Origin of the sequence: Klebsiella aerogenes (assembly GCA_029027985.1) — a bacterium.
Classification (GTDB): Bacteria; Pseudomonadota; Gammaproteobacteria; order Enterobacterales; family Enterobacteriaceae; genus Klebsiella; species Klebsiella aerogenes_A.
This window is the reverse complement of record CP119076.1, coordinates 83,939-110,031: the sequence shown is the minus strand read 5'-3', so window position 1 is coordinate 110,031 and position 26,093 is coordinate 83,939. Positions and strand designations below refer to the sequence as shown.

Below are 26,093 nucleotides of genomic sequence, written 5' to 3'. Positions count from 1 at the left end.
AGTCCCGAACAGACAAAGATCCCGATGGATCGCATGATCGGGGCTAAATCCAGCCGCGTTCGGCAAAAGATACGTACGCGCCGCGGCCGATAATCAGATGATCAAGTACGCGTATCTCCATGAATCGACAACACTTAACCACTCTTTCAGTCATCAGCTTATCTGACTTACTCGGCTCAGGGCTACCTGAGGGATGATTATGGGCAAGGATCACCGCTGCGGCGTTCACTTTGATTGCTTCGCGTACAATTTCTCGCGGATGCACCTCTACGTGGCTAAGAGTACCAGAAAAAAGGCGGCTATGTTTCAATACCCGATTCTGATTATCTAAAAAGATCGCCATAAAGATCTCTCGCTCTTCATCCGCCAGTTGGCTTTGTAGAAATTCTCGCGTCATGAGCGGCGTCACCAACGACGGTTCCTCCCGCATACGCAGGCTAAAATAGCGCCGCGCCAGCTCAGCGATACCTTTGAGTTGCGCATATTTCGCAATGCCGATGCCATCGACATCATCAAACTGTTCTATGTCGGCCGACAACAGCCCATACAGCGAACCGAAGTGCTGTAGCAAACTGTGGGAAAAAGCCAACACATTCTGGGTTCGCGTACCGGTGCGCAAAAACAGCGCCAGCAACTCAACGTCGGTCAATGCCTCAATGCCGTCACGCAGCATCTTTTCCCTCGGCATCCGGGATTTCTGTATCTCCATTCCTCACTCTCCTTACCCGTCCGACACCATCCTGGCACACCCTTTTCACGCCGCCGACCAACGATTTTAAGGTCTGCGTGGACCCTCGCAAAGTGAATATCCGGCATACGCACGATGCCCTCGGGATTGTGATAAGATGCGCGGATTCTGGTGTATTTCAACAGGACAAAATCATGATGAGTCTGGCTGGTAAAAAGATCGTTCTAGGCGTGAGCGGCGGTATTGCCGCTTATAAAACGCCGGAACTGGTGCGCCGACTGCGAGAACGCGGCGCGGATGTACGCGTCGCCATGACGGAAGCCGCCGGGGCCTTTATCACGCCGCTGAGCCTGCAGGCCGTTTCCGGGTACCCGGTTTCCGATAGCCTGCTGGATCCGGCCGCGGAAGCGGCAATGGGTCATATTGAACTGGGCAAATGGGCCGACCTGGTCATCCTCGCGCCAGCAACCGCCGATTTAATCGCCCGCGTTGCCGCCGGTATGGCGAATGACCTGGTATCCACGATTTGCCTGGCGACGCCGTCGCCGGTTGCCGTTGTCCCGGCGATGAACCAGCAGATGTACCGCGCCGCCGCTACACAGCACAATCTTGCCACGCTTGCCTCACGCGGCCTGCTGGTATGGGGCCCGGATAGCGGCAGCCAGGCCTGTGGCGACGTCGGCCCAGGCAGAATGCTCGACCCGCTGACTATCGTAGACATGGCGGCGCAACATTTTTCGCCTGTCAAAGATTTGCAACATCTCAACATCATGATTACCGCGGGCCCAACCCGCGAGCCGCTGGATCCGGTGCGCTATATCACTAACCATAGCTCCGGCAAGATGGGCTTCGCGATTGCCGCCGCCGCCGCACAACGCGGCGCGAACGTCACGCTGGTTAGCGGCCCGGTGTCGCTGCCGACGCCGCCGTTTGTACAGCGCATCGATGTCGTCACTGCGCTGGAAATGGAAACTGCAGTGCAGAACGGCGCGCAACAACAGCATATTTTCATCGGTTGCGCCGCCGTTGCCGACTACCGCGCCGCCATCATCGCCGACGAGAAAATTAAAAAACAAGGTGATGAATTAACAATAAAAATGGTCAAAAACCCGGACATCGTCGCCGGGGTGGCCGCATTAAAAATCAATCGCCCGTACGTTGTTGGATTTGCCGCCGAAACAAATAATGTGGAAGAATACGCCCGGCAAAAACGTGCCCGTAAAAATCTCGACCTGATTTGTGCCAATGATGTTTCTCAGCCAAATCAAGGTTTTAATAGCGATAGCAACGCATTGCACCTTTTCTGGCAGGATGGGGATAAGCGCTTACCACTTGAGCGCAAGGAATTCCTGGGCCAATTATTACTCGACGAGATCGTTACCCGTTATGATGAAAAAAATCGACGTTAAGATTCTGGATCCGCGTGTTGGCGAGCAGTTCCCATTGCCGACCTATGCCACCTCCGGCTCCGCCGGACTTGACCTGCGTGCCTGTCTTGACGACGCCGTAGAGCTGGCGCCGGGCGCAACCACGCTGCTGCCGACTGGCCTTGCCATTCATATCGCCGATCCGTCTCTGGCGGCGGTGATTCTGCCGCGTTCTGGTCTGGGCCATAAACACGGCGTCGTACTGGGCAACCTGGTTGGCCTTATCGACTCTGACTACCAGGGTCAGCTGATGGTTTCCGTCTGGAACCGCGGCCAACAGAGCTTCACTATCGAGCCTGGCGAGCGCATCGCGCAGATGGTCTTCGTACCGGTGGTACAGGCGGAATTTAATCTGGTGGAGGAGTTTGACGCCACCGACCGCGGTGAAGGCGGCTTCGGTCACTCAGGGCGCAAATAAGCCCGGCTACACGGAACCCGCATCCCAAAGCGCATAATGCAATAACATCACCGCAAACGACAGTTTGCGGTCGCTTTGTGGATGCCTGCCTGACAAGTGCTTATTTTCAGGGGTATTTTAAAACATGGCAGAAAAACAAACTGCGAAAAGGAATCGTCGCGAAGAAATACTTCAATCTCTGGCGCTGATGCTTGAATCCAGCGATGGTAGTCAACGAATTACCACGGCGAAGCTGGCGGCCTCCGTCGGCGTGTCCGAAGCGGCGTTATACCGTCATTTTCCCAGCAAAACCCGCATGTTTGATAGCCTGATCGAGTTCATTGAAGACAGCCTGATTACGCGCATCAATTTGATATTGAAAGATGAAAAGGACACCACGGCTCGTCTGCGCTTGATTGTTCTGTTGATTCTTGGCTTTGGCGAGCGTAATCCTGGGCTGACGCGTATCCTCACCGGTCACGCGCTGATGTTCGAACAGGATCGGCTACAGGGCCGCATCAATCAGCTCTTCGAACGTATTGAAGTTCAGCTGCGTCAGGTGATGCGCGAAAGGAAAATGCGTGAAGGGGAAGGCTATACCGTCGACGAGACCCTGCTGGCAAGCCAGCTGCTGGCGTTCTGCGAAGGTATGCTGTCGCGCTTCGTGCGCAGCGAATTCAAGTATCGCCCAACGGATGATTTCGACGCCCGCTGGCCGCTGGTCGCCGCGCAACTACAATAAATCCGATGAAGTTCCGGCAGCCAGCACGGCTGCCGGAGTCATCATCAGACGCCGTAGGCTTCGCGGTAAGCGCGTACAGAAGCCAGGTGCTCCGCCATCTCCGGTTTTTCTTCCAGATAAGCGATCAGGTCTTTCAGGGTGACGATAGAAATCACTTTGCAACCATAATCACGCTCGACTTCCTGAATCGCGGAGATCTCACCGCGGCCGCGTTCCTGACGGTCAAGGGAGATCAGCACGCCAGCCAACTCAGCGCCGTTAGCCTGAATGATCTCCATCGATTCACGAATCGCGGTACCGGCGGTAATCACATCATCCACCAGCATCACACGACCCTGCAACGCGCTGCCAACCAGATTGCCGCCTTCGCCGTGGGTCTTCGCTTCTTTACGGTTGAAGCAGTATGGTAGGTCGCGGTCATGGTGCTCGGCTAACGCCACCGCGGTGGTGGTGGCAATTGGAATACCTTTGTAGGCCGGGCCAAACAGCAGGTCGAACTCAATGTTGGAATCCACCAACGCCTCGGCGTAAAAACGGCCCAGCAGCGCCAGATCGCGCCCGGTATTAAACAGACCAGCGTTGAAGAAATAGGGGCTCTTGCGCCCGGATTTCAGCGTAAATTCGCCAAACTTAAGAACCTGCTTGCTAAGCGCAAACTCAATAAACTGGCGCTGATACGGCTTCATGGATTCGCTCCTTTTAGTACTTTCATCATTGTCGGTCTACGCGCGTTATCCTTCGCAGGTGTCATGAAGAATAGCACGCAAAAAAAAGGCGACTTCTCAGTCGCCTTAATCATTAATTTTCCAACGCCGCTTTCTGCGTCGTGATAATGGATTCGATCCCCCCTCGCGCTAACGCCAGGAGAGTGAGGAGCTCCTCATGGGTGAACGGCTCGCCTTCCGCCGTGCCCTGCACCTCGATGATACGACCATCTTCGGTCATCACCACATTCATATCGGTTTCCGCTGCGGAATCTTCCACATACTCCAGATCGCAAATGGCTTCGCCATCAACAATACCGACGGAAACGGCGGCAACCATACCCTTCATCGGATTGGTTTTCAGTTTACCCGCAGCCACCAGCTTGTTCAGCGCGTCAGCCAACGCAACGCAGGCGCCGGTAATGGAGGCAGTACGGGTACCGCCATCGGCCTGCAGCACGTCGCAGTCAAGCGTAATGGTGAACTCGCCCAGCGCTTTCAGATCCACTGCAGCGCGCAGCGCGCGAGCGATCAGACGCTGGATTTCCATGGTGCGGCCGCCCTGCTTGCCTTTTGCGGCTTCGCGCGCGTTGCGGGTATGGGTTGAACGCGGCAGCATGCCGTATTCCGCGGTGATCCAGCCCTGGCCCTGACCTTTCAGGAAACGTGGGACGCCTTCGTCGATGGAGGCGGTACACAGCACTTTGGTGTCACCGAATTCGACAAGCACGGAGCCTTCTGCGTGTTTTGTATAGTTACGGGTCAGGGTTACGGGACGCACCTGATTAGCGCTACGGCCTGCTGGACGCATGATTACTCTCCGGCTTGAAACGAATGTGGCTGCGCATTATACACAAATTCAGGCAAGTTGCATCGCGACGGCGCGCACGCGGAGGTGCGGATAATACTCGCTTATTCCTATCCTGAAAGGGCCTCGAAAGCTATAATCCTCCCCACTCTCCTTAAAAAACAGGAACGTCTATGATCCGCAGTATGACCGCCTATGCCCGGCGTGAAATCAAGGGTGACTGGGGTAGCGCCGCGTGGGAACTGCGCTCGGTAAATCAACGCTATCTGGAAACCTACTTCCGCCTGCCGGAGCAGTTCCGTAGCCTGGAGCCCGTGGTTCGCGAGCGTATCCGCTCTCGTCTGACTCGCGGGAAAATCGAATGTACCCTGCGTTTTGAACAGGATCCCAGCGCCCAGGGCGAGCTGATCCTTAACGAGAACCTGGCCAAGCAGCTGGTGAACGCCGCGAACTGGGTGAAAATGCAGAGCGATGAAGGCGAAATCGACCCGGTCGATATTCTGCGCTGGCCTGGTGTAATGGCCGCTCAGGAGCAGGATCTCGATGCGATTACCGCTGAAATCCTCAACGCACTGAACGGCGCGCTGGACGACTTCATCGTCGCCCGTGAGACCGAAGGTCAAGCGCTGAAAGCGCTGATCGAGCAGCGTCTGGAAGGCGTTAGCTCCGAAGTCAGCAAAGTTCGCGCCCATATGCCAGAAATCCTGCAGTGGCAGCGCGAGCGCCTGGTCGCCAAGCTCGAAGATGCCGAAGTACAGCTGGAAAACAATCGCCTTGAGCAAGAACTGGTGATGATGGCGCAGCGTATCGACGTTGCCGAAGAGCTGGACCGCCTGGAAGCGCACGTGAAAGAAACCTACAACATTCTGAAGAAGAAAGAAGCTGTGGGCCGCCGCCTCGACTTTATGATGCAGGAATTCAACCGCGAGTCGAACACCCTGGCGTCAAAATCCATCAATGCCGAAGTGACCAATTCAGCGATTGAGCTGAAGGTGTTGATCGAGCAAATGCGCGAACAGATCCAGAATATCGAGTAATTCTCTTCCTCTTGCTGGCCCACCTCACGGGCCAGCATTATTTTTTCTTATCTATATTTGAAAATCAAAATACACATCCCCTGTATTTACTGACCATATTATCCTTACCGCATTAGCTTTACTCATGAAAATGGACTCACTTTAGAAAAACTCAATCGTGATCTGCCGCACAAATCGCTACCCTTTCGCCATCATTGTGGGGGATTTATGCTGCTTCATATTCTTTATCTGATTGGTATTACGGCGGAAGCGATGACCGGCGCCTTAGCAGCCGGACGCCGCCGTATGGACACCTTTGGGGTGATTATTATCGCCACCGCCACCGCGCTGGGCGGCGGTTCCGTACGCGATATCTTGCTCGGCCATTATCCGCTCGGCTGGGTGCAGCACCCGGAATACGTCATTATCGTGGCGGTTGCCGCCGTCCTCACCACTATCGCCGCCCCGGTGATGCCGCACCTGCGCCGCCTGTTCCTGGTGCTGGATGCGCTGGGCCTGATCGTGTTTTCGATTATCGGCGCGCAAATCGCGCTGGATATGGGCGAGGGGCCGGTTATTGCCTCTATTGCCGCAGTGGTCACTGGCGTCTTCGGCGGCGTGCTGCGCGACATGTTCTGCAAGCGTATTCCACTGGTGTTCCAGAAAGAGCTATATGCTGGCATTTCCTTTGCTGCCGCGGTGCTCTATATCGCCCTGCAGCATTACGTCAGCAGCCACGACGTGGTGGTTATTGCCACCCTGCTATTTGGCTTCACCGCACGAATGCTCGCCCTGCGCTGGAAGCTCGGTCTGCCGGTCTTCTACTACAAGCATGACGCCCACTAATCGCCTCAGAAACCCGGAATACGTTGCCCGCTGAGCCACTGCGCCAGCGCAACGATATCCGGGTTCTGCAAAAAGACGACCAGCTGACGCGCTCTTTCCTTCCCCACTCCTGGCAATTGTCGCCACTGAGATTCATCACGCTCCCGCAGTTGTCGCCAGCTTTCCGCCGCGATACTGGCCTGCGCCGACCGGGGTATCGGTACGCCGAGCGCCAGCACCCAGCGAATAAACGGCTGCTCACGCGTCAGGTTAAACTGATGCCACAACCGCTGGCCGCGCGCGTCGGAGATGCCTGGCGTGCTTTGTAACTGCTCGGGAGTCAGAGACAGCCATGAAAAAAGATGCGCCATGCGGCGATCGACCAACAACGTGCGCCACAGCGCCTCCCCCGCCCCCTCAATATCGAGAACCGGCTTTGATGATAGCCAGACCAGCCGCGAGAGAAGCTGCCCGGCACACTCGGGGGCGACAAAGTAGCAGGTTAATGAATGAAAGCGAGACGACGGTGGTTCAGGCGCATCGCGCTGGGTGGTCCGCCAGACAACGCTATCCAGACGTGGGATCCCTTGCCCGGCGAGGCTTATCTGAACCTGGTCTCCGGCAACAATCTCTAACTGCCGCCAGCGGGCCAGTGAACCAATATTGACCCGTCGCACCAGTTTGTCATCCAACTTCACCGGTTCGAGATGCGCCACGACGGCAATCTTCCCGCTGCGCCCGATAGTGAATTGGATAGCGGTAACTTCCGCAACCTGAGAGAGAGGCTGATACTTCCATGCCGCCACCCAGTGCCCCTGGCCAGGTAACCAATCGCTGCCGGGCGGCTCTTTCTCCGCGCGGATCACAATGCCATCCGTGACAAAAGGCAACGGCGAGGTAAACCAGCGCTCCCGCCAGGCGGCGACCTCCTGCTGGTTTTTCACCTGATGCGAGTAACGCTGCACCAGAGGAAACCCGGCATCGGCAAGCAGCGCCAGGCGGGCAAGCATCTCCGTCGGGCCATCGGGCCACGCCCAGATAAATAGCGCCAGCATTTTCAGCGCCGCCGGCGGCGTTTTGCGCATCAGCATCCCGGCCACTTTAGCCCGCGAGTTCATGCCGCCCAGTTGCTTTTGTATGTGGTCGTCCTGACGTTCAAAGATCTCACCCTGTAAGACGCTGTTTGCCAGTGGACCCACGGTAGTCAAAGGGATGCCAGGGATCTGGCGCACTGTCGTCGTCCAGTCTTCGCCCGCCAGGCCGTTACCACGGCTAATCGCCTGCGCCAGTCTGCCGCTACGGTAAATCAACGTCACCGCCACGCCATCGACTTTCGGTTGTACCCACAGGTTGGTTTTATCGCGCATCCAGCGAGCAACGCTGGCGCCGTCGGGCAGTTTACGCACACCGGTATGAGCAACCTGATGTTTGACCTCGCCGCGCGGCGGCGGCAGGTCTTCTTCGGCTTGCGCCTCCTTGTCGAAACAGTGCCGCCACTGCGCCAACCGCGCCGATAGCCGATCGTATACCTCATCACTGACCTCGCTGCTCCCCTGCTGCCAGTAGGCCGCTTTCCAGTCGGCAATCTGCTGGCTAAGACGGCCAATTTCCTGCTCCGCCCGCTGGGAAGACCAGCCCGGGCAAGCCGCCATTGCGCTTGCCGTCGTCATCCATATCGCTGTTGCTATTAGCCATTTGCGCATACTTTCGCCTCCCTGTTCCATCCTTTGGCATTGTGCGCTGGCGGCAGGTTTGGCGGCGATGGGGGAATCATAATGCTGCGAGCGGCTTTCCAGGATTTGTGCGTTGTTGCTGCAACCACTGAAGAAATCAGGAAAACAGCAGGCAAAATGAAAGAAACAGCGGCAAAAAGTGTGACAATGACTGCGTCACGCAGCGGCGGCGTGTATAATAGGCTCGTATGTAGGATCTCTTTCGACAATCACATACAAAAGACACTCATGGCTCAAGGCACGCTTTATATTGTTTCCGCCCCTAGCGGCGCGGGTAAATCCAGCCTGATTCAGGCTTTATTGAAAACCCAACCGTTGTACGACTCCCAGGTTTCTGTTTCTCATACCACACGCGATCCGCGTCCGGGTGAAGTGCACGGTGAACACTATTTCTTTGTTAATCACGATGAATTCAGATCGATGATTGGCGAGGATGCTTTCCTTGAGCACGCGGAAGTCTTTGGCAACTATTACGGCACCTCTCGTGAAGCGATAGAGCAGGTTCTGGCGACCGGCGTCGATGTCTTCCTCGATATCGACTGGCAGGGCGCTCAGCAAATCCGCAATAGAATGCCCGGCGCGCGCAGTATCTTTATTCTGCCGCCGTCAAAAGACGAGCTTGACCGTCGCCTGCGCGGCCGCGGCCAGGATAGCGAAGAGGTTATCGCAAAACGTATGGCACAGGCAGTTGCGGAAATGAGCCATTACGCGGAATATGATTACCTTATTGTGAATGATGATTTTGATACCGCCCTGGGCGATCTTAAAAACATTATCCGCGCTGAACGTCTGCGCATGAGCCGCCAAAAGCAGCGACATGGCGCTTTAATCACCAAACTATTGGCAGACTGAACCCACATTCAGTATCATGCCCAGTCATTTCTTCACCTGTGGAGCATTTTAAGTATGGCACGCGTAACTGTTCAGGACGCTGTAGAGAAAATTGGTAACCGTTTTGACCTGGTACTGGTCGCCGCGCGTCGCGCTCGTCAGATGCAGGTAGGCGGAAAGGATCCGCTGGTACCGGAAGAAAACGATAAAACCACCGTTATCGCACTGCGCGAAATCGAAGAAGGTCTGATCAACAACCAGATCCTCGACGTACGTGAGCGCCAGGAACAGCAAGAGCAGGAAGCCGCTGAATTACAAGCCGTTACCGCGATTGCTGAAGGTCGTCGTTAATCACACAGCGGGTCGCCCTTGTATCTGTTTGAAAGCCTGAATCAGCTGATTCAAAACTACCTGCCGGAAGAGCAAATCAAGCGTCTTCGGCAGGCATATCTCGTTGCACGTGACGCTCACGAGGGTCAGACACGTTCAAGCGGTGAACCCTATATCACGCACCCGGTAGCGGTGGCCTGTATTCTGGCCGAGATGAAACTCGACTATGAAACGCTGATGGCCGCGCTGCTGCATGACGTGATTGAAGATACCCCTGCAACCTACCAGGATATGGAACAGCTTTTTGGTAAAAGCGTCGCCGAACTGGTAGAGGGGGTGTCAAAACTTGATAAGCTCAAGTTCCGCGACAAGAAAGAGGCGCAGGCCGAAAACTTCCGCAAAATGATTATGGCGATGGTGCAGGACATCCGCGTCATCCTCATTAAGCTTGCCGACCGCACCCACAACATGCGTACGCTGGGTTCATTACGCCCGGATAAACGCCGCCGCATCGCTCGTGAAACGCTGGAAATTTACAGCCCGCTGGCGCACCGTCTAGGTATCCATCACATCAAAACCGAGCTCGAAGAGTTGGGCTTTGAAGCGTTGTACCCTAACCGCTACCGCGTTATCAAAGAAGTGGTCAAAGCGGCGCGCGGCAATCGTAAAGAGATGATTCAAAAAATCCTCTCTGAGATCGAAGGGCGTTTGCAGGAAGCGGGGATCCCCTGCCGCGTCAGCGGTCGCGAAAAGCATCTGTACTCGATTTACTGCAAGATGGTGCTCAAAGAGCAGCGTTTTCACTCAATCATGGATATCTACGCTTTCCGCGTTATTGTCCAGGATCCTGATACCTGCTACCGCGTGCTTGGCCAAATGCACAGCCTCTACAAGCCACGTCCAGGTCGGTTCAAAGATTACATCGCCATTCCGAAAGCGAACGGCTATCAATCTTTGCACACCTCGATGATTGGCCCCCATGGCGTCCCTGTCGAGGTACAAATCCGTACCGAAGATATGGACCAGATGGCGGAAATGGGGGTTGCGGCGCACTGGGCTTATAAAGAGCACGGCGGCGAAAGCAGCACGACCGCGCAAATCCGCGCTCAGCGCTGGATGCAAAGCCTGCTGGAACTGCAGCAGAGCGCTGGTAGCTCCTTTGAATTTATCGAGAGCGTTAAATCCGATCTGTTCCCGGATGAGATTTACGTTTTCACCCCGGAAGGGCGCATTGTCGAACTGCCTGCCGGCGCGACACCGGTAGACTTCGCCTACGCGGTGCATACCGATATCGGTCATGCCTGCGTCGGCGCACGCGTCGACCGTCAGCCATATCCGCTGTCGCAGTCGCTCTCCAGCGGCCAGACGGTAGAAATCATCACCGCGCCGGGCGCGCGTCCGAATGCCGCATGGCTGAACTTCGTCGTCAGCTCGAAAGCGCGCGCCAAAATTCGCCAACTGCTGAAAAACCTCAAGCGCGACGACTCGGTAAGCCTCGGCCGCCGACTGCTCAACCACGCGCTGGGCGGTAGCCGCAAGCTGGCAGAGATCCCGCAGGAGAACATCCAGCGCGAACTCGAGCGCATGAAGCTGGCCTCGCTTGACGATCTGCTGGCGGAAATCGGTCTCGGCAACGCGATGAGCGTGGTGGTGGCGAAAAACTTGCAGCAGGGCGAAGCCTCTGCGGCGCCAGTGCCAGGCAACGCGTCGAATCACGGTCACCTGCCGATTAAAGGCGCCGACGGCGTGCTGATCACCTTCGCTAAGTGCTGTCGCCCGATCCCAGGGGACCCGATCATTGCCCATGTCAGCCCAGGAAAAGGGTTGGTTATCCACCATGAATCCTGTCGTAACATCCGCGGCTACCAGAAAGAGCCAGAGAAGTTTATGGCTGTCGAATGGGATAAAGAGACTGCGCAGGAATTTATCGCCGAAATTAAGGTGGATATGTTTAACCACCAGGGTGCGCTGGCTAATCTGACGGCCGCAATCAACACCGCCTCTTCCAATATTCAGAGCCTGAATACCGAAGAGAAAGATGGCCGCGTCTACAGCGCCTTTATCCGCCTGACCGCGCGCGACCGTGTGCACCTGGCGAATATCATGCGCAAAATCCGCGTCATGCCGGACGTGATTAAAGTCACCCGTAACCGAAATTAGCTCTTATGCAACATCATTCGCATTGCACCAAGCCGGCAAACGAATGACAAATCTGCCGGGAGCAGATTTGAACGCTGCTTACAGCGGCCTCGTCAGGGGCCAGGTCATCCGCAGCGATTAAAGAGATAATTCGAAGGATGAAGTGGAATGAATTTACAGCGCTACGAGCGTATTCGTGAGATGCTCGCCAGGCGTCAGCCCGATCTGACGGTCTGCATGGAACAAGTGCATAAACCCCATAACGTCTCTGCGGTCATCCGGACCGCAGACGCCATTGGCGTGCATGAAGTACACGCTATCTGGCCCAGCAGTCGCATGCGCACTATGGCCTCCGCTGCCGCTGGCAGCAACAGTTGGGTGCAGGTAAAAACTCACCGCACTATCGGCGATGCCGTCAGCCACTTAAAAGGCCAGGGCATGCAAATCCTCGCGACGCACCTTTCCGACAACGCTATCGACTTTCGTGAAATCGACTATACGCGTCCGACCTGCATCCTGATGGGCCAGGAGAAAACCGGCATCACCCAGGAAGCGCTGGCGCTGGCTGACCAGGACATCATCATCCCGATGGTCGGCATGGTGCAGTCGCTGAACGTCTCCGTCGCCTCCGCTCTGATCCTGTACGAAGCACAGCGCCAGCGGCAGAACGCCGGGATGTACAAACGCGCCAACAGCATGCTGCCGCCGGAAGAGCAGCAGCGCCTGCTGTTTGAAGGTGGCTATCCGGTACTGGCCCGCGTCGCAAAACAAAAAGGTCTGCCTTATCCTCACGTCAACGAGCAGGGCGAAGTCGAAGCCGATGCCGCGTGGTGGGCAACGATGCAGGCAACGAGGTAAATCCGATGTCAGGCCGTCTGTTAGATGCCGTCCCGCTTAACTCGCTAACCGGCGTTGGCGCCGCGCAGAGCAACAAACTGGCGAAAATCGGCCTCCATACGGTTCAGGATCTGTTATTACACCTGCCACTACGCTACGAAGACCGTACCCATCTGTATCAAATCGGTGAACTGCTGCCTGGCGTCTACGCGACCGTAGAGGGCGAAGTCCTCAACAGCAATATCACTTTCGGCGGCCGCCGGATGATGACCTGCCAGATCAGCGACGGCTCCGGCATCCTCACGATGCGCTTTTTCAACTTCAACGCGGCGATGAAAAACAGCCTGGCCACCGGCCGTCGCGTGCTGGCCTACGGCGAAGCCAAACGGGGCAAGTTCGGCGCAGAGATGATCCACCCGGAATATCGCGTGCAGGGCGATATGAGCACGCCGGAACTGCAGGAAACCTTAACCCCGGTCTATCCGACCACCGAAGGTATTAAACAGGCGACGCTGCGCAAGCTGACCGATCAGGCGCTTGAGCTGCTGGAGACCTGCGCAATTAGCGAACTGCTGCCGCCAGAGCTGGCACAGGGGATGATGAGCCTGCCGGAGGCGCTACGTACGCTGCACCGCCCGCCGCCATCACTACAGCTAAGCGATCTTGAAAGCGGTAAACACCCGGCGCAGCAGCGCTTAATTCTTGAAGAGCTGCTGGCGCACAATCTCAGTATGCTGGCCGTCCGCGCTGGCGCGCAGCGCTACCACGCCCTGTCGCTCGGCGCCAACGACACGCTGAAAAATCAGCTACTGGCCTCCCTGCCCTTTAAACCAACCGGCGCACAGGCGCGCGTCACCGCCGAAATCGAACGCGATATGGCGCTGGATGTGCCAATGATGCGCCTCGTCCAGGGTGACGTCGGATCCGGTAAAACGCTGGTCGCCGCGCTGGCCGCTTTACGCGCCATCGCCCACGGCAAACAGGTCGCGCTGATGGCGCCGACCGAACTACTGGCCGAACAGCACGCCACTAATTTCCGCAACTGGTTTGCACCGCTGGGCGTTGAAGTCGGCTGGCTGGCGGGCAAGCAGAAAGGGAAAGCGCGTCAGGCGCAACAGGATGCCATCGCCAATGGCGACGTACAGATGATTGTCGGCACCCATGCTATTTTCCAGGAACAGGTGCAGTTTAACGGTCTGGCGTTGGTGATTATCGACGAACAGCATCGCTTCGGCGTCCATCAGCGACTGGCGTTGTGGGAAAAGGGTCAACAGCAGGGGTTCCATCCACATCAGCTGATCATGACCGCCACGCCAATCCCACGCACCCTGGCGATGACCGCTTACGCTGACCTCGATACCTCGGTGATCGACGAGCTACCGCCGGGACGCACCCCGGTGACGACCGTCGCCATTCCGGATACGCGCCGCAGCGATATTATCGATCGCGTACGCAACGCCTGCACCCAGGAGGGCCGCCAGGCCTATTGGGTCTGTACGCTGATTGAAGAGTCCGATTTGCTGGAAGCGCAGGCGGCGGAAGCCACCTGGGAAGAACTCAAACTGGCGCTGCCTGAACTGAATATCGGCCTCGTGCACGGGCGGATGAAACCGGCAGAGAAACAGGCGGTGATGCAGGCCTTCAAGCAGGGCGACACACATCTTCTGGTCGCCACCACGGTCATTGAAGTCGGCGTTGACGTCCCTAACGCTAGCCTGATGATTATCGAAAACCCGGAACGTCTTGGCCTGGCGCAGCTGCACCAGCTACGCGGGCGCGTCGGGCGCGGCGCCGTCGCTTCCCACTGCGTGCTACTCTATAAATCGCCGCTCTCCAAAACGGCGCAGAAACGCCTGCAGGTACTGCGCGACAGCAACGATGGTTTTGTCATCGCCCAGAAAGACCTCGAGATCCGTGGTCCAGGCGAGCTGCTCGGCACCCGCCAGACCGGCAACGCCGAGTTTAAAGTAGCGGATCTGTTGCGCGATCAGGCCATGATCCCCGACGTTCAGCGCATCGCCCGCCACATTCACGAACGTTATCCGATGCAGGCACAAGCGCTCATCGAGCGCTGGATGCCGGAAACCGAACGTTATTCCAACGCGTAGCGCGTCCTCTTACCGCGCTGCGGGCAATTTTTCTACACAACGAGTGGATTATGAAACGAGAACTGGCCATCGAATTTTCGCGTGTCACCGAAGCCGCCGCGCTGGCGGGCTACAAATGGCTGGGCCGCGGCGATAAAAATACCGCCGACGGCGCGGCGGTCAACGCCATGCGCATTATGCTCAACCTCGTCAATATCGACGGCACCATCGTCATCGGCGAGGGCGAAATCGATGAAGCGCCAATGCTCTATATCGGCGAAAAAGTGGGTACCGGCAAAGGCGACGCGGTGGATATCGCCGTCGATCCGATTGAAGGCACCCGCATGACGGCAATGGGCCAGGCCAATGCGCTGGCGGTGATGGCAGTGGGCGATAAAGACTGCTTCCTCAACGCGCCAGATATGTACATGGAAAAGCTGATTGTCGGCCCGGGAGCCAAAGGCGCTATCGACCTGAATCTGCCGCTGGAAGCGAACCTGCGCAACATCGCCCGCGCGCTGAATAAGCCGCTCGGAGAACTGACCGTTACCGTGCTGGCAAAACCGCGCCACGATGCGGTGATCACGCAGCTGCAGCAACTGGGCGTGCGCGTATTCGCCATTCCCGATGGCGACGTCGCGGCTTCCATTCTGACCTGTATGCCGGACAGCGAAGTCGATGTACTGTATGGCATCGGCGGCGCACCGGAAGGCGTGGTCTCCGCCGCGGTGATCCGCGCGCTGGACGGCGATATGCAGGGCCGCTTACTGGCTCGCCACCACGTCAAAGGCGACAGCGAAGAGAACCGCCGCATTGGTGAAAACGAACTGGCGCGCTGCAAAACGATGGGTATCGAGGCTGGTAAAGTGCTGCGTCTTGATGACATGGCGCGCAGCGATAACGTCATTTTCTCCGCCACCGGCATCACCAAAGGCGATCTACTGGACGGCATCACCCGCAAGGGTAATATGGCGACCACTGAAACGCTGCTGATCCGCGGCAAGTCGCGCACCATCCGCCGTATCCAGTCGATCCACTATCTCGACCGTAAAGATCCGGACGTCCAGCAGCATATCCTGTAAATCAGTCACCGCTTGCTCAGGCAGCCGCGCGCGCGGCGCCTGATTCCTCTGTTTATATTTGATCAATAGAGCTTTCTTTCAGCGCTGGGGTGGAAATCTTTCTCATCTACGCCGAAGATAAGGCAACGCTTCGCAACGGGAGAAGATGATGGCGGACTGGGTTAGCGGCAAAGTAACAAAAGTGGAGTTCTGGACCGATACGCTGTTCAGTCTGTACCTTCGGGCTCCTGTTCATCCGTTTACCGCCGGGCAATTTACTAAGCTCGGGCTGGAAATCGACGGTGAACGCGTGCAACGTGCCTACTCTTACGTTAATGCTCCTGGCAATCCCGACCTTGAGTTCTATCTGGTGACCGTGCCGGAAGGCAAGCTGAGCCCACGTCTGGCGGCATTGAAGCCGGGCGATGAGGTACAGGTGGTGAGCGAAGCGGCTGGCTTCTTCGTGCTGGAGGAAGTACCCGACTGCGATACCTTGTGGATGCTGGCGACCGGCACCGCGCTCGGGCCGTATCTGTCGATTCTACAGGAAGGTAAGGATCTTGAGCGCTTTAACAATCTGGTGCTGGTCCATGCCGTCCGTTACGCCGCCGATCTCAGCTACCTGCCGCTGATGCGTGAACTGGAGCAGCGCTATGCCGGCAAATTGCGTATCCAGACCGTGGTCAGCCGTGAGACCGTGGAAGGCTCCCTGACCGGCCGCGTGCCATTCCTAATTGAAAGCGGGGCGCTGGAGGAAGCGATCGGCCTGCCAATGACGGCCGACGCCAGCCATGTCATGCTGTGCGGCAACCCGCAGATGGTGCGCGACACCCAGCAGTTGTTGAAAGAAACCCGGCAAATGACCAAACACCTGCGTCGCCGACCAGGTCACATGACGGCAGAACACTACTGGTAATCAGGTATCCGCTTTCCAGCGGACATCCTGCGTCTCTTTGCCAAATTTATTCTCGCCCTGGGTGCCGACAAACGCCCCCAGGTCGATCAGCATCATGACAATAATCAGCGTTGGCGCAAAACGCCCGACGCTCCATTGCCAGACTTGCGGCAACATCGCCCAATTCCCTGCCAGCAGCATCCATGCCAGAATCAGCAGCAATGCCCACAGACCAGATCTACCGCGATCGTGCAGACGTTTCACCACGACCGCCGACGTCGGCCAGAGCAGGCAGACGAGGATAAACGCCGCAGTCTGTAAATTAAGTAAATTGCTGCCCGCCAGAGTAAACAGCGCACTCATGGTCAGCACCCAGATAACCATCCAAATCCAGAAATCCCGGCGGCCAATACGGCCTTTAATTGAGAATAACCACTGCTGTAAGGTCATGTTTTATTCCTTATCATCATCATTCGCGTAGTTTACCCTGAAGGCGTCACTTTTTGACAAGCGTGACGGTTCCCGTTTTAATCGTCGGCAGGCAAAAAAAGGAAAGATGGGCATGAAGAAGTGGGCAACCTTAAGTTTGATTGGGCTGACAGCGTTATCTGTCGGCCCGATGGCGTTGTCTGCGGAAACAGAACCCGCCGCCTCTGCCCCCTATCTTTTATCCAGCGCGCCGATTTTTGATGTCAGCATTAGCGAGTTTCGCGAGAAATTTAATACCGATAATCCAAAACTGCCGCTTAACGAGTTCCGCTCCATCTCTTCCAGCCGCGATCAGGCTAACCTGACCCGCGCCGCCAGCAAAATTAACGAGAACCTGTACGCCTCCACCGCGCTTGAGCGCGGTACGCTGAAAATAAAATCGATGCAGATAACCTGGCTGCCGATTCAGGGGCCGGAACAAAAAGCGGCGAAAGCGAAAGCGCAGGAGTATATGAGCGCGATTATTCGCGCCTTCGTCCCGACGCTAAGCCCGCTGCAAAGCCAGCAAAAGCTGCAAAAACTCCTGACCGCCGGCAAAGGCAAACGCTATTACACTGAAACCGAAGGCGCGGTGCGCTATGTAGTGGCAGATAACGGCGAAAAGGGGCTGACCTTCGCTGTTGAACCGATTAAGCTGGCGCTATCTGAATCGCTGGAAGGCAACAATAAATGACAAAAAGCAAAGCCTTTCCAGTGACGAGTCTCTATACTGTTTCACAGACCATGCTGCCCTCTGGGGCGGCTATATTCCTTAATTCGCTTAGTAGCGTGGAGAATTAAAATGCGACATCCTTTAGTGATGGGTAACTGGAAACTGAACGGCAGCCGCCACATGGTAAACGAACTGGTTGCGAACCTGCGTACTGAACTAGCTGGCGTAAGCGGCTGTGCAGTTGCAATCGCGCCGCCGGAAATGTATCTGGACCTGGCTAAGCGTGCGGCGGAAGGCAGCCACATTCACCTGGGCGCGCAAAACGTTGACGTGAACCTGTCCGGCGCATTCACCGGTGAAACCTCCGCCGAAATGCTGAAAGACATCGGCGCGCAGTACATCATCATCGGCCACTCCGAGCGTCGTACCTACCACAAAGAATCCGACGAACTGATCGCGAAGAAATTCGCGGTACTGAAAGCGCAGGGCCTGACTCCGGTTCTGTGCATCGGTGAAACCGAAGCCGAAAACGAAGCGGGTAAAACGGAAGAAGTCTGCGCGCGTCAGATCGACGCGGTGCTGAAAACTCAGGGCGCTGCCGCTTTCGAAGGCGTGGTTATCGCTTACGAACCCGTATGGGCTATCGGTACCGGCAAATCCGCGACCCCAGCTCAGGCTCAGGCCGTGCACAAATTCATCCGTGACCACATTGCTAAAGCTGACGCGAAAATCGCTGAGCAAGTCATCATCCAGTACGGCGGTTCCGTTAACGCGGGCAACGCCGCAGAGCTGTTCACCCAGCCGGACATCGACGGCGCGCTGGTTGGCGGCGCATCCCTGAAAGCAGACGCTTTCGCGGTGATCGTTAAAGCAGCAGAAGCCGCGAAAAAAGCGTAATCGCTTTAACAGGCACCTCCCCGGCGGCGCTTCGCAACCGGGGTTAATCGTCTGGTAGCCCGGACAAGGCGCGTTAAGCGCCGCCTCCGGGTTTTCTTATCCCGCTACAATTTTCCCAACGCTTGATACCACAAATAATCCAGCGGTAGCAGAATTAAATAACTCACCGCCGCCAGCGCCAGACACAACAGCATCCCCGCTCTCGCCGGTACTTTACCTAACCCCATCGCCACCACGATCGGCGACGCCTGATACGGCAGCAGCGGCGTGGAATATCCCAACACCTGAATCATAATCACGCTGAGCAGCGGGAAGCCGGTAGCATCGGCAAAACTCTGCGCAAAGGTGGTATACAACGCCGGAACGCCATTGGCGGTCATAATAAAGTTCAGCGCGCTGGTGATCCCAGTCAACGCCAGAAAGCTGGTAAACGGATTCTCTTTATCCAGCGGCATCACCTGCAGCAGCGCGTTCCCGACCGCGCCGCCAATCCCGGTTTGGGTAACGGTAATCGCTAACCCCAGAATCCCGGCGACATAAATACAGGTGCGAATATTCACCCCGCTGGCGAACTCCTCGCCGCTGATAAAACCTACTCGCGGCAGCAGCGTGACGACTGCCGCCGCCAGGCCGGTCCACGCAGGGCCGACGCCATGCCAGCTTTCGGTAACCCACAGAGCCAGCACCACCGCCAGCAGCCACGCCAGACGCTTTTCGTCGTCACTCATCGGCGGCAGCGGCGTCAGATCCCGCGGCGGATGCGGTTTGCCGGGGAATAGCCAGCAAATCAACGCTACCAGCGCCGCGCCTTTCAGCCAGCCAAGCACTGGCGTATGCAGCAACAGATAGGGGAGATAATTAAGGTGGATACCGTACGAGCCCTCTGCCGCACCGCTCATCACCAGATTCGGGACGTTAGCGGGCAAAATAGTCGCCGACAGCTGGAAGGTGCCAAACCCCACAGCCAACGCCAGGCCATACCAGCCGCGCGTACCGTCGGCAATCCCGGCGCGCCTGGCCATCGCCGCCACGATCGGCATCAAAAGCGCGATGCGCCCCATATTCGACGGCATGACAAATGCCAGCGCATAGCTCAGCAATACCACGCTGCCGACCATACGCGGCCAGGAATCAGTCAGCCGCGCGGATAACGCCTGCGCCGCCCTGTCCGCCAACCCGGTTTTACGGATCGCGATACCGAGGACAAAACCACTGAACACCAGCCAGAATGCCGAAGAGGCAAAGCCGCCAAAGATCACCTCCGGTGGGGCAATTTTCGCCATCATTGCCGCGGCAAAGAATAATAGCGCAGTGATAAACTCCGGCAACAGCGAGGCCGCCCACAGGACAATAGTGATGCCGACAATCAGCGAAGGGAGGAATAGCGGGTGGGAAAGCCAGAGCGACATGCCTGTCTCCTGTCGTTTTTTTCAGCAAGAATACGACGACAGGAGAAACAGGTAAACGCCAGAACTAGTGGTTTGCGTTGAGGATCGCACAGCTATGATCTTGAATTTCTTCCGCCGAGGCGCGATTTAACGCCAGTACGTTACGCTCCGTCGCCAGCAGCACCAGCGAGCCATCGCTCTGTCGGGCCATTGCCAGCGCAAAGCGCCCCATATGCTCGCGCGCTTCCGGCACCTCTTCCGCCAGCATCAGGAATGGGCTACGCTGCGCCAGCTCGGCTTCCGTCACCCGGCGCGCCAGATATTCATGACCCTGAAGCCCGCCCGGCAGCGGTAGCCAGCGGCTGCTAATCGCGGCGGCATCATTATCCAGCTGCGCGCGCGCATCGGGACGCAGGCAGGAGATATGAATATGGAAATGGTTCTGCGTGCGTCCACTACGCGAATTAATCGCCAGCGATACCGCGTTATCATCGATCGGTCCGCCGTGGCGCTGGCTCATGATTTCACGCCCCTGCCACGCCTGCCAGAAGAAGTTCAGCGTCAGTGGATCGAGCAGCAACGGGCTTTCGGTGCCGTTGATACGATAGGTCGGCATCAGCAGATATTGCAGCGGGCCGTTGCGGTCTTTAAACAGCACATAGCCGCCTTGCAGATTCACTTCCGCGCACGGCGCTGGGTTTTGATGCTGCTGCTGATTAGGGACGCACTGCTGCAGGACAATCTTGCGTAATGCGTCCGGGTTGCCGGAGTGCAGCCAATAATAGCCGCCAGCCAGCGCCGCCAGGATAACCACCAGCAGCGCCCATAAAAAATATTTTACTCTTCTCATTCTCGTTCCCTGTTAAGCCAGAACCGGAAGAGTAACGTAATTTGATGACTAAATGAAAATAGATGGCGGGTCCTGGGGTACTCATCCCAACCAGCGATGCGCCATGTCGCCCTGCTAAGCGTAACGCAAGCAGGGGATCCCGGGTCGCGGCTGACGCCTTACCCGGGCTACTCCTCCCAACCGGCGATGCGCCATGTCGCCCTGCTAAGCGTAGCGCAGCAGGGGATCCCGGGTCGCGGCTGACGCCTTACCCGGGCTACTCATCCCAACCGGCGATGCGCCGTGTAGCCCTGCTAAGCGTAGCGCAGCAGGGGATCCCGGGTCACGGCTGACGCCTTACCCGGGCTACTCCTCCCGGTTGGCGATGCGCCGTGTCGCCCTGCTAAGCGCAGCGCAGCAGGGGATCCCGGGTCACGGCTGACGCCTTACCCGGGCTACTCCTCCCAACCGGCGATGCGCCATGTCGCCCTGCTAAGCGTAGCGCAAGCAGGGGCTCCCGGGTCGCGGCTGACGCCTTACCCGGGCTACTCCTCCCAACCGGCGATGCGCCATGTCGCCCTGCTAAGCGTAGCGCAAGCAGGGGATCCCGGGTCGAGGTTGACGCCTTACCCGGGCTACTCCTCTCAGTTGGCGATGCGCCATGTCGCCCTGCTAAGCGTAACGCAAGCAGGGGAGCCCGGGTCGCGGCTGACGCCTTACCCGGGCTACTCCTCCCAACCGGCGATGCGCCATGTAGCCCTGCTAAGCGCAGCGCAAGCAGGGGATCCCGGGTCGCGGCTGACGCCTTACCCGGGCTACTCCTCCCAACCGGCGATGCGCCATGTCGCCCTGCTAAGCGCAGCGCAGCAGGGGATCCCGGGTCGCGGCTGACACCTTACCCGGGCTACTCCTCCCGGTTGGCGATGCGCCGTATCGCCCTGCTAAGCGTAGCGCAAGCAGGGGATCCCGGGTCGCGGCTGGCGCCTTACCCGGGCTACTCCTCCCAGTCATAGGGAAAACCCCGCCAAAGCGGGGCAACAGGATTAACGCTGGCTAATCTGGTCGAAGGTGCCGCCATTGGAGAAGTGTGCCTTCTGCGCTTTCGCCCAGCCGCCGAACTCCTGATCGATGGTGAACAGCTTCAGTTTCGGGAATTCATTGGCATATTTCGCGGCAACGTTCGGATCACGCGGGCGGTAGAAGTTCTTCGCGGCGATCTCCTGGCCTTCCGGCGAGTAGAGATACTTCAGATAGGCTTCCGCCACCTGGCGAGTCCCTTTCTTATCCACCACTTTATCGACGACGGAAACCGTCGGTTCAGCCAGAATCGACTCGCTCGGGGTCACGATTTCAAACTTATCTTTACCCAGCTCATTCGCCGCCAGCAGCGCTTCGTTTTCCCAGGCGATCAGCACATCGCCAATCCCGCGTTCCACAAAGGTATTGGTAGAACCGCGCGCGCCGGAATCCAGCACTTCGACGTTTTTATACAGCGCCTTCACGAATTCCTGCGCTTTAGCCTGATCGCCGTGGTTCTGATGCAGGGCATAGCCCCAGGCCGCCAGGTAGTTCCAGCGAGCGCCGCCGGAGCTTTTCGGGTTCGGGGTGATGACCGATACGCCCGGTTTAATCAGGTCGTTCCAGTCATGGATCTGTTTCGGGTTGCCCTTGCGGACGAGGAACACGATGGTCGAGGTATACGGCGCGGAGTTATCCGGCAGGCGCTTCAGCCAGTTTTTATCGATACGCCCGCGTTCGGCGATAGCGTCAACATCATAGGCCAGCGCCAGCGTCACCACATCGGCTTCAATGCCGTTGATGACAGAAGTGGCCTGTTTGCCGGAGCCGCCGTGCGACTGGCGAATCACCACGTTATCGCCGGTTTCCTGCTTCCAGTGCGCGCTGAATGCTTTGTTGTACTGTTCGTACAGTTCACGCGTCGGATCGTACGATACATTTAACAGCTGAATGTCTTTTGCCAGCACGCTGGCGGATGCCAGCAACAGAGTTAACCCCACGCCCCACTTATTCATCGCACCGCTCTCTATATGTCGTGTTGTGATGTGTTAAGCGTGCCAGAAAGCGAACCAATGATTAAAGAATAAAAAAAGATTGGCTATAACCTGGTGGTATAACGAGGAGATAAAGAGAACCCTCCCCCGAACGGGAGAGGGTGAGAGACGATTAGACTTCTTCCATGCGGCCCAGCAGCGCCTGCAGACGATCCTGCCAACCCTGCTGTTGCTCTCTCAGCTGGCCGTTTTCACGCTCCAGTTCCTCACGGCCGTGCTGCGCGCTCTGTACTTCCTGCGCCAGCGTGTTGTTCTTTTCTTTCAGCTCTTCGATTTCCATCTGCAACAGAGTGATGGTATCAATCGCCTGCTGAACTTTAGATTCTAATTTCTCAAACACTTCTAATGACATCGTCATACCTCTCCTGATCTTGCAAGGCGTTGATAGAAACTCTTGTTTCGTATACGCAGTCCCGCCTTAACGAATTAGCGCACAATAGCGGTGTTGTCGTCGATTGTATGAATCCCCGCCTCACCTGTCCAGCGACAACCCGCGCAGATTGCGGTTTGCAACACTTTTCAGTCTTTACCTGGTGAGTTCGCGGCAATTGCCCGGAACTTCTCTGGTGATTGTTAATCAACACGTTAACAAAATACCCCGAAAGTGGTGCGCAAATGTGTCGCAACACGCGTTTATGGCGCGAAAACGCTCATTTTCTTGACGAGGAACACAAATTTAAATTTCGATATTTCTCGTTTATGCTCGTTAACGATAAATTAACACTATGCCTACACGGCACAATGGTCGTCTGCGACCAACATACATACAATAATCACTTCGCTTCAGGATCCGATTATGAGCCAGACATCAACATTAAAAGGCCAGTGCATCGCAGAGTTTCTCGGTACCGGGTTGTTGATCTTTTTCGGCGTTGGGTGCGTAGCCGCGCTCAAAGTTGCGGGAGCCAGCTTCGGTCAGTGGGAAATCAGCATCATCTGGGGTTTGGGTGTAGCCATGGCTATCTACCTGACCGCAGGCGTATCTGGTGCGCACCTTAACCCGGCGGTCACCATCGCCTTATGGTTATTCGCCTGCTTCGACGGGCGCAAAGTCGTTCCTTTCATTATTGCGCAATTCGCTGGCGCCTTTTGCGCTGCGGCATTAGTTTACGGGCTTTATTACAATCTTTTCTTCGATTTCGAACACACCCACAATATGGTACGCGGCAGCGTGGAAAGCCTTGAGCTGGCCGGTATCTTCTCAACCTACCCGAATCCGCATATCAATTTTGTGCAGGCCTTCGCGGTAGAAATGGTGATTACCGCTATCCTGATGGGCGTGATTTTAGCGCTGACCGACGATGGCAACGGCGTGCCGCGCGGCCCGCTGGCGCCGCTGCTGATCGGTTTATTGATTGCCGTCATTGGCGCATCGATGGGCCCGTTGACGGGCTTTGCCATGAACCCGGCGCGTGACCTCGGACCAAAAACCTTCGCCTGGCTGGCAGGCTGGGGCGACGTCGCCTTCACTGGTGGCAAAGATATTCCTTATTTCCTGGTGCCGCTGTGCGCACCGGTGGTCGGCGCGGCGCTGGGCGCATTCAGCTACCGTAAATTTATCGGCCGCCATCTGCCTTGCGACACCTGCGTCGAGGAAGAAAAAGAGTCTGCTTCTTCTACGTCGCAACAAAAAGCTTCGCTGTAATCTGACTACGGGACACCTATTATGACCGAGAAAAAATATATCGTTGCGCTCGACCAGGGCACTACCAGTTCCCGCGCTGTCGTGATGGATCACGACGCCAATATCGTCAGCGTTTCACAGCGTGAATTCGAACAAATTTATCCTAAGCCAGGCTGGGTAGAACACGACCCAATGGAGATCTGGGCATCGCAGAGCTCCACGCTGGTTGAAGTGCTGGCGAAAGCCGACATCAACTCCGACGAGATTGCCGCCATTGGTATCACCAACCAGCGTGAAACCGCTATCGTTTGGGAACGTGAGACCGGCAAACCAATCTATAACGCAATCGTCTGGCAGTGTCGCCGTACCGCGGACATCTGCGAGCAGCTTAAGCGCGACGGGATGGAAGAGTACATCCGCAAAACCACCGGTCTGGTGGTTGACCCGTACTTTTCCGGCACCAAAGTGAAGTGGATCCTCGACCATGTCGAAGGCGCCCGCGAGCGCGCAAAACGCGGCGAGCTGCTGTTTGGTACCGTGGATACCTGGCTTATCTGGAAAATGACCCAAGGCCGCGTACACGTCACCGACTACACCAACGCCTCGCGCACCATGTTGTTCAACATCCATGAGCTGGACTGGGACGACAAAATGCTTGAGGCGCTGGATATTCCGCGCGCCATGCTGCCGGAAGTGCGTAAATCTTCCGAAGTGTACGGCCAGACCAACATCGGCGGTAAAGGCGGCACCCGTATTCCTATCTCCGGTATCGCCGGCGACCAGCAGGCGGCGCTGTTCGGCCAACTGTGCGTAAAAGAAGGGATGGCGAAAAACACCTACGGCACCGGCTGCTTCATGCTGATGAACACCGGCGAAAAAGCGGTAACGTCAACCCACGGCCTGCTGACGACCATTGCCTGCGGTCCGACTGGCGAAGTGAACTATGCGCTGGAAGGCGCGGTGTTTATGGCTGGCGCGTCGATTCAGTGGCTGCGCGACGAAATGAAGCTCATCAACGATGCGTTCGACTCCGAATACTTCGCCACCAAGGTGAAGGATACCAACGGCGTGTACGTCGTACCGGCCTTTACCGGCCTTGGCGCGCCGTACTGGGACCCGTATGCGCGCGGCGCGATTTTCGGCCTGACTCGCGGGGTGAACGCCAACCATATTATCCGCGCGACGCTGGAATCGATCGCCTATCAAACGCGCGATGTACTGGAAGCGATGCAGGCTGACTCCGGCATCCGTCTGCACGCTCTGCGCGTAGATGGTGGCGCGGTCGCCAACAACTTCCTGATGCAGTTCCAGTCCGACATTCTCGGCACCCGCGTCGAACGTCCGGAAGTGCGTGAAGTAACGGCGCTGGGTGCAGCCTACCTGGCAGGCCTGGCGGTCGGTTTCTGGCAGAATCTGGATGAGTTGCAGGAGAAAGCGGTTATCGAACGCGAGTTCCGTCCGGGCATTGAAACCACCGAGCGTAATTACCGCTACAGCGGCTGGAAGAAAGCGGTGAAACGCGCGCTGGCGTGGGAAGAGCACGACGAAGGATAAGAAGACATCCCCGGTCTCGCTATCGCTCACCGGGGCTACAACCCCACTGCCGATTCAATGGTAGCCCG

27 protein-coding genes are annotated in these 26,093 nt (G+C 57.0%); 18 read left to right on the top strand and 9 right to left on the bottom strand.

The genetic code is table 11. The features are described 5' to 3' along the window. Nucleotides 1-43: 43 nt before the first annotated feature. Nucleotides 44-709 (bottom strand): DNA repair protein RadC, encoded by a 666-nt coding sequence (gene radC, locus PYR66_00520; protein WEF28257.1) that lies wholly within the window; start codon nt 707-709, stop codon nt 44-46. A gap of 176 nt (nt 710-885) precedes the next feature. Here radC and coaBC point away from each other — a divergent pair, with 176 nt between their 5' ends. The 3 genes from coaBC to slmA all read left to right on the top strand — a co-directional run bounded on the left by coaBC (nt 886) and on the right by slmA (nt 3,254). Continuing rightward, on the top strand, nt 886-2,097 hold the full coding sequence (gene coaBC, locus PYR66_00515) for a bifunctional phosphopantothenoylcysteine decarboxylase/phosphopantothenate--cysteine ligase CoaBC (GenBank protein WEF30541.1): 1,212 nt from the start codon (nt 886-888) through the stop codon (nt 2,095-2,097). Continuing rightward, nucleotides 2,075-2,533, top strand: a complete 459-nt coding sequence (gene dut / locus PYR66_00510; protein WEF28256.1) for a dUTP diphosphatase — start codon at nt 2,075-2,077, stop codon at nt 2,531-2,533. Before coaBC ends, dut begins: the two co-directional genes overlap by 23 nt. 124 nt (nt 2,534-2,657) lie before the next feature. Then, nucleotides 2,658-3,254 carry a nucleoid occlusion factor SlmA gene (gene slmA, locus PYR66_00505; protein WEF28255.1) on the top strand — a complete coding sequence of 199 codons (597 nt, stop codon included), beginning with the start codon at nt 2,658-2,660 and terminating at the stop codon, nt 3,252-3,254. 44 nt (nt 3,255-3,298) lie between these two features. On the opposite strand, the gene pyrE is transcribed toward slmA, so the two are convergent. Beyond that, nucleotides 3,299-3,940, bottom strand: coding sequence for an orotate phosphoribosyltransferase (gene pyrE / locus PYR66_00500; GenBank protein WEF28254.1), 642 nt, complete (start codon nt 3,938-3,940; stop codon nt 3,299-3,301). 112 nt (nt 3,941-4,052) lie between these two features. After that, nucleotides 4,053-4,769, bottom strand: coding sequence for a ribonuclease PH (gene rph, locus PYR66_00495; protein WEF28253.1), 717 nt, complete (start codon nt 4,767-4,769; stop codon nt 4,053-4,055). 170 nt (nt 4,770-4,939) lie between these two features. Between rph and PYR66_00490 the strand changes: the two genes are divergently transcribed. Together PYR66_00490 and PYR66_00485 are read left to right on the top strand one after the other, a co-directional pair. Next, a complete protein-coding gene (locus PYR66_00490) occupies nt 4,940-5,803 on the top strand; it encodes a YicC family protein (GenBank protein ID WEF28252.1) in 864 nt (287 codons plus the stop codon). Nucleotides 5,804-6,010: 207 nt separating this feature from the next. Continuing rightward, nucleotides 6,011-6,628 (top strand): trimeric intracellular cation channel family protein, encoded by a 618-nt coding sequence (locus tag PYR66_00485; GenBank protein ID WEF28251.1) that lies wholly within the window; start codon nt 6,011-6,013, stop codon nt 6,626-6,628. 5 nt (nt 6,629-6,633) lie between these two features. Here PYR66_00485 and ligB read toward each other — a convergent pair whose 3' ends face one another. After that, nucleotides 6,634-8,310: an NAD-dependent DNA ligase LigB gene (ligB, locus tag PYR66_00480; GenBank protein ID WEF28250.1), complete on the bottom strand. Its 1,677-nt coding sequence runs from the start codon at nt 8,308-8,310 to the stop codon at nt 6,634-6,636. A gap of 258 nt (nt 8,311-8,568) precedes the next feature. Between ligB and gmk the strand changes: the two genes are divergently transcribed. The 7 genes from gmk to fpr all read left to right on the top strand — a co-directional run bounded on the left by gmk (nt 8,569) and on the right by fpr (nt 16,541). Further along, on the top strand, nt 8,569-9,192 hold the full coding sequence (gene gmk / locus PYR66_00475; protein ID WEF30540.1) for a guanylate kinase: 624 nt from the start codon (nt 8,569-8,571) through the stop codon (nt 9,190-9,192). A gap of 54 nt (nt 9,193-9,246) precedes the next feature. After that, nucleotides 9,247-9,522: a DNA-directed RNA polymerase subunit omega gene (gene rpoZ, locus PYR66_00470; protein WEF28249.1), complete on the top strand. Its 276-nt coding sequence runs from the start codon at nt 9,247-9,249 to the stop codon at nt 9,520-9,522. 18 nt (nt 9,523-9,540) lie between these two features. Beyond that, nucleotides 9,541-11,661 (top strand): bifunctional GTP diphosphokinase/guanosine-3',5'-bis pyrophosphate 3'-pyrophosphohydrolase, encoded by a 2,121-nt coding sequence (gene spoT / locus PYR66_00465; GenBank protein WEF28248.1) that lies wholly within the window; start codon nt 9,541-9,543, stop codon nt 11,659-11,661. 147 nt (nt 11,662-11,808) lie between these two features. Next, nucleotides 11,809-12,498: a tRNA (guanosine(18)-2'-O)-methyltransferase TrmH gene (trmH, locus tag PYR66_00460; protein ID WEF28247.1), complete on the top strand. Its 690-nt coding sequence runs from the start codon at nt 11,809-11,811 to the stop codon at nt 12,496-12,498. 5 nt (nt 12,499-12,503) lie between these two features. After that, nucleotides 12,504-14,585, top strand: coding sequence for an ATP-dependent DNA helicase RecG (gene recG, locus PYR66_00455; GenBank protein WEF28246.1), 2,082 nt, complete (start codon nt 12,504-12,506; stop codon nt 14,583-14,585). Nucleotides 14,586-14,635: 50 nt separating this feature from the next. Next, a complete protein-coding gene (gene glpX / locus PYR66_00450; protein WEF28245.1) occupies nt 14,636-15,646 on the top strand; it encodes a class II fructose-bisphosphatase in 1,011 nt (336 codons plus the stop codon). 148 nt (nt 15,647-15,794) lie between these two features. Continuing rightward, entirely contained in the window at nt 15,795-16,541 is a 747-nt protein-coding gene (gene fpr, locus PYR66_00445) for a ferredoxin--NADP(+) reductase (protein WEF30539.1), read from the top strand. Here fpr and PYR66_00440 read toward each other — a convergent pair whose 3' ends face one another. Continuing rightward, nucleotides 16,542-16,970: a DUF805 domain-containing protein gene (locus PYR66_00440; GenBank protein WEF28244.1), complete on the bottom strand. Its 429-nt coding sequence runs from the start codon at nt 16,968-16,970 to the stop codon at nt 16,542-16,544. It lies immediately after the preceding gene. A gap of 112 nt (nt 16,971-17,082) precedes the next feature. Between PYR66_00440 and PYR66_00435 the strand changes: the two genes are divergently transcribed. Both PYR66_00435 and tpiA read left to right on the top strand, forming a co-directional pair. After that, on the top strand, nt 17,083-17,682 hold the full coding sequence (locus tag PYR66_00435) for a DUF1454 family protein (protein ID WEF28243.1): 600 nt from the start codon (nt 17,083-17,085) through the stop codon (nt 17,680-17,682). 108 nt (nt 17,683-17,790) lie between these two features. Further along, the gene (gene tpiA / locus PYR66_00430) at nt 17,791-18,558 is read left to right on the top strand and encodes a triose-phosphate isomerase (protein ID WEF28242.1); all 768 of its coding nucleotides are present in this window, start codon (nt 17,791-17,793) and stop codon (nt 18,556-18,558) included. Between the two features lie 104 nt (nt 18,559-18,662). On the opposite strand, the gene PYR66_00425 is transcribed toward tpiA, so the two are convergent. Both PYR66_00425 and PYR66_00420 read right to left on the bottom strand, forming a co-directional pair. Beyond that, nucleotides 18,663-19,967 (bottom strand): SLC13 family permease, encoded by a 1,305-nt coding sequence (locus tag PYR66_00425; GenBank protein ID WEF28241.1) that lies wholly within the window; start codon nt 19,965-19,967, stop codon nt 18,663-18,665. A gap of 64 nt (nt 19,968-20,031) precedes the next feature. After that, nucleotides 20,032-20,796, bottom strand: a complete 765-nt coding sequence (locus PYR66_00420; protein ID WEF28240.1) for a CDP-diacylglycerol diphosphatase — start codon at nt 20,794-20,796, stop codon at nt 20,032-20,034. Nucleotides 20,797-20,892: 96 nt separating this feature from the next. Here PYR66_00420 and PYR66_00415 point away from each other — a divergent pair, with 96 nt between their 5' ends. Together PYR66_00415 and PYR66_00410 are read left to right on the top strand one after the other, a co-directional pair. Further along, nucleotides 20,893-21,039, top strand: a complete 147-nt coding sequence (locus PYR66_00415; protein ID WEF28239.1) for a hypothetical protein — start codon at nt 20,893-20,895, stop codon at nt 21,037-21,039. A 210-nt stretch (nt 21,040-21,249) separates the two neighbouring features. Then, nucleotides 21,250-21,666: a hypothetical protein gene (locus PYR66_00410; protein ID WEF28238.1), complete on the top strand. Its 417-nt coding sequence runs from the start codon at nt 21,250-21,252 to the stop codon at nt 21,664-21,666. Between the two features lie 152 nt (nt 21,667-21,818). Here the strand turns inward: PYR66_00410 and PYR66_00405 are convergent, their stop codons facing one another. After that, nucleotides 21,819-22,808 (bottom strand): sulfate ABC transporter substrate-binding protein, encoded by a 990-nt coding sequence (locus PYR66_00405; protein WEF28237.1) that lies wholly within the window; start codon nt 22,806-22,808, stop codon nt 21,819-21,821. A 151-nt stretch (nt 22,809-22,959) separates the two neighbouring features. After that, a complete protein-coding gene (zapB, locus tag PYR66_00400) occupies nt 22,960-23,205 on the bottom strand; it encodes a septal ring assembly protein ZapB (protein ID WEF28236.1) in 246 nt (81 codons plus the stop codon). 438 nt (nt 23,206-23,643) lie between these two features. On the opposite strand from zapB, the gene PYR66_00395 reads away from it, so the two are divergent. Together PYR66_00395 and glpK are read left to right on the top strand one after the other, a co-directional pair. After that, entirely contained in the window at nt 23,644-24,492 is an 849-nt protein-coding gene (locus PYR66_00395) for an aquaporin (protein WEF28235.1), read from the top strand. A 21-nt stretch (nt 24,493-24,513) separates the two neighbouring features. Continuing rightward, a complete protein-coding gene (gene glpK / locus PYR66_00390) occupies nt 24,514-26,025 on the top strand; it encodes a glycerol kinase GlpK (protein WEF28234.1) in 1,512 nt (503 codons plus the stop codon). The last annotated feature ends 68 nt before the right edge of the window (nt 26,026-26,093 follow it).

Bases quoted from the DNA above. Each gene is read 5' to 3' on its own strand.
- recG (WEF28246.1), top strand. From the start codon at position 12,504: ATGTCAGGCCGTCTGTTAGATGCCGTCCCGCTTAACTCGCTAACCGGC.
- slmA (WEF28255.1), top strand. From the start codon at position 2,658: ATGGCAGAAAAACAAACTGCGAAAAGGAATCGTCGCGAAGAAATACTT.
- rph (WEF28253.1), bottom strand. From the start codon at position 4,769: ATGCGTCCAGCAGGCCGTAGCGCTAATCAGGTGCGTCCCGTAACCCTG.
- PYR66_00410 (WEF28238.1), top strand. From the start codon at position 21,250: ATGCGCCATGTCGCCCTGCTAAGCGTAGCGCAAGCAGGGGCTCCCGGG.
- PYR66_00405 (WEF28237.1), bottom strand. From the start codon at position 22,808: ATGAATAAGTGGGGCGTGGGGTTAACTCTGTTGCTGGCATCCGCCAGC.
- zapB (WEF28236.1), bottom strand. From the start codon at position 23,205: ATGACGATGTCATTAGAAGTGTTTGAGAAATTAGAATCTAAAGTTCAG.
- PYR66_00485 (WEF28251.1), top strand. From the start codon at position 6,011: ATGCTGCTTCATATTCTTTATCTGATTGGTATTACGGCGGAAGCGATG.
- trmH (WEF28247.1), top strand. From the start codon at position 11,809: ATGAATTTACAGCGCTACGAGCGTATTCGTGAGATGCTCGCCAGGCGT.
- PYR66_00435 (WEF28243.1), top strand. From the start codon at position 17,083: ATGAAGAAGTGGGCAACCTTAAGTTTGATTGGGCTGACAGCGTTATCT.
- glpK (WEF28234.1), top strand. From the start codon at position 24,514: ATGACCGAGAAAAAATATATCGTTGCGCTCGACCAGGGCACTACCAGT.
- ligB (WEF28250.1), bottom strand. From the start codon at position 8,310: ATGCGCAAATGGCTAATAGCAACAGCGATATGGATGACGACGGCAAGC.
- gmk (WEF30540.1), top strand. From the start codon at position 8,569: ATGGCTCAAGGCACGCTTTATATTGTTTCCGCCCCTAGCGGCGCGGGT.
- PYR66_00395 (WEF28235.1), top strand. From the start codon at position 23,644: ATGAGCCAGACATCAACATTAAAAGGCCAGTGCATCGCAGAGTTTCTC.
- rpoZ (WEF28249.1), top strand. From the start codon at position 9,247: ATGGCACGCGTAACTGTTCAGGACGCTGTAGAGAAAATTGGTAACCGT.
- PYR66_00440 (WEF28244.1), bottom strand. From the start codon at position 16,970: ATGACCTTACAGCAGTGGTTATTCTCAATTAAAGGCCGTATTGGCCGC.
- PYR66_00490 (WEF28252.1), top strand. From the start codon at position 4,940: ATGATCCGCAGTATGACCGCCTATGCCCGGCGTGAAATCAAGGGTGAC.
- tpiA (WEF28242.1), top strand. From the start codon at position 17,791: ATGCGACATCCTTTAGTGATGGGTAACTGGAAACTGAACGGCAGCCGC.
- radC (WEF28257.1), bottom strand. From the start codon at position 709: ATGGAGATACAGAAATCCCGGATGCCGAGGGAAAAGATGCTGCGTGAC.
- fpr (WEF30539.1), top strand. From the start codon at position 15,795: ATGGCGGACTGGGTTAGCGGCAAAGTAACAAAAGTGGAGTTCTGGACC.
- PYR66_00420 (WEF28240.1), bottom strand. From the start codon at position 20,796: ATGAGAAGAGTAAAATATTTTTTATGGGCGCTGCTGGTGGTTATCCTG.
- PYR66_00425 (WEF28241.1), bottom strand. From the start codon at position 19,967: ATGTCGCTCTGGCTTTCCCACCCGCTATTCCTCCCTTCGCTGATTGTC.
- coaBC (WEF30541.1), top strand. From the start codon at position 886: ATGAGTCTGGCTGGTAAAAAGATCGTTCTAGGCGTGAGCGGCGGTATT.
- dut (WEF28256.1), top strand. From the start codon at position 2,075: ATGATGAAAAAAATCGACGTTAAGATTCTGGATCCGCGTGTTGGCGAG.
- glpX (WEF28245.1), top strand. From the start codon at position 14,636: ATGAAACGAGAACTGGCCATCGAATTTTCGCGTGTCACCGAAGCCGCC.
- pyrE (WEF28254.1), bottom strand. From the start codon at position 3,940: ATGAAGCCGTATCAGCGCCAGTTTATTGAGTTTGCGCTTAGCAAGCAG.
- PYR66_00415 (WEF28239.1), top strand. From the start codon at position 20,893: ATGCGCCATGTCGCCCTGCTAAGCGTAACGCAAGCAGGGGATCCCGGG.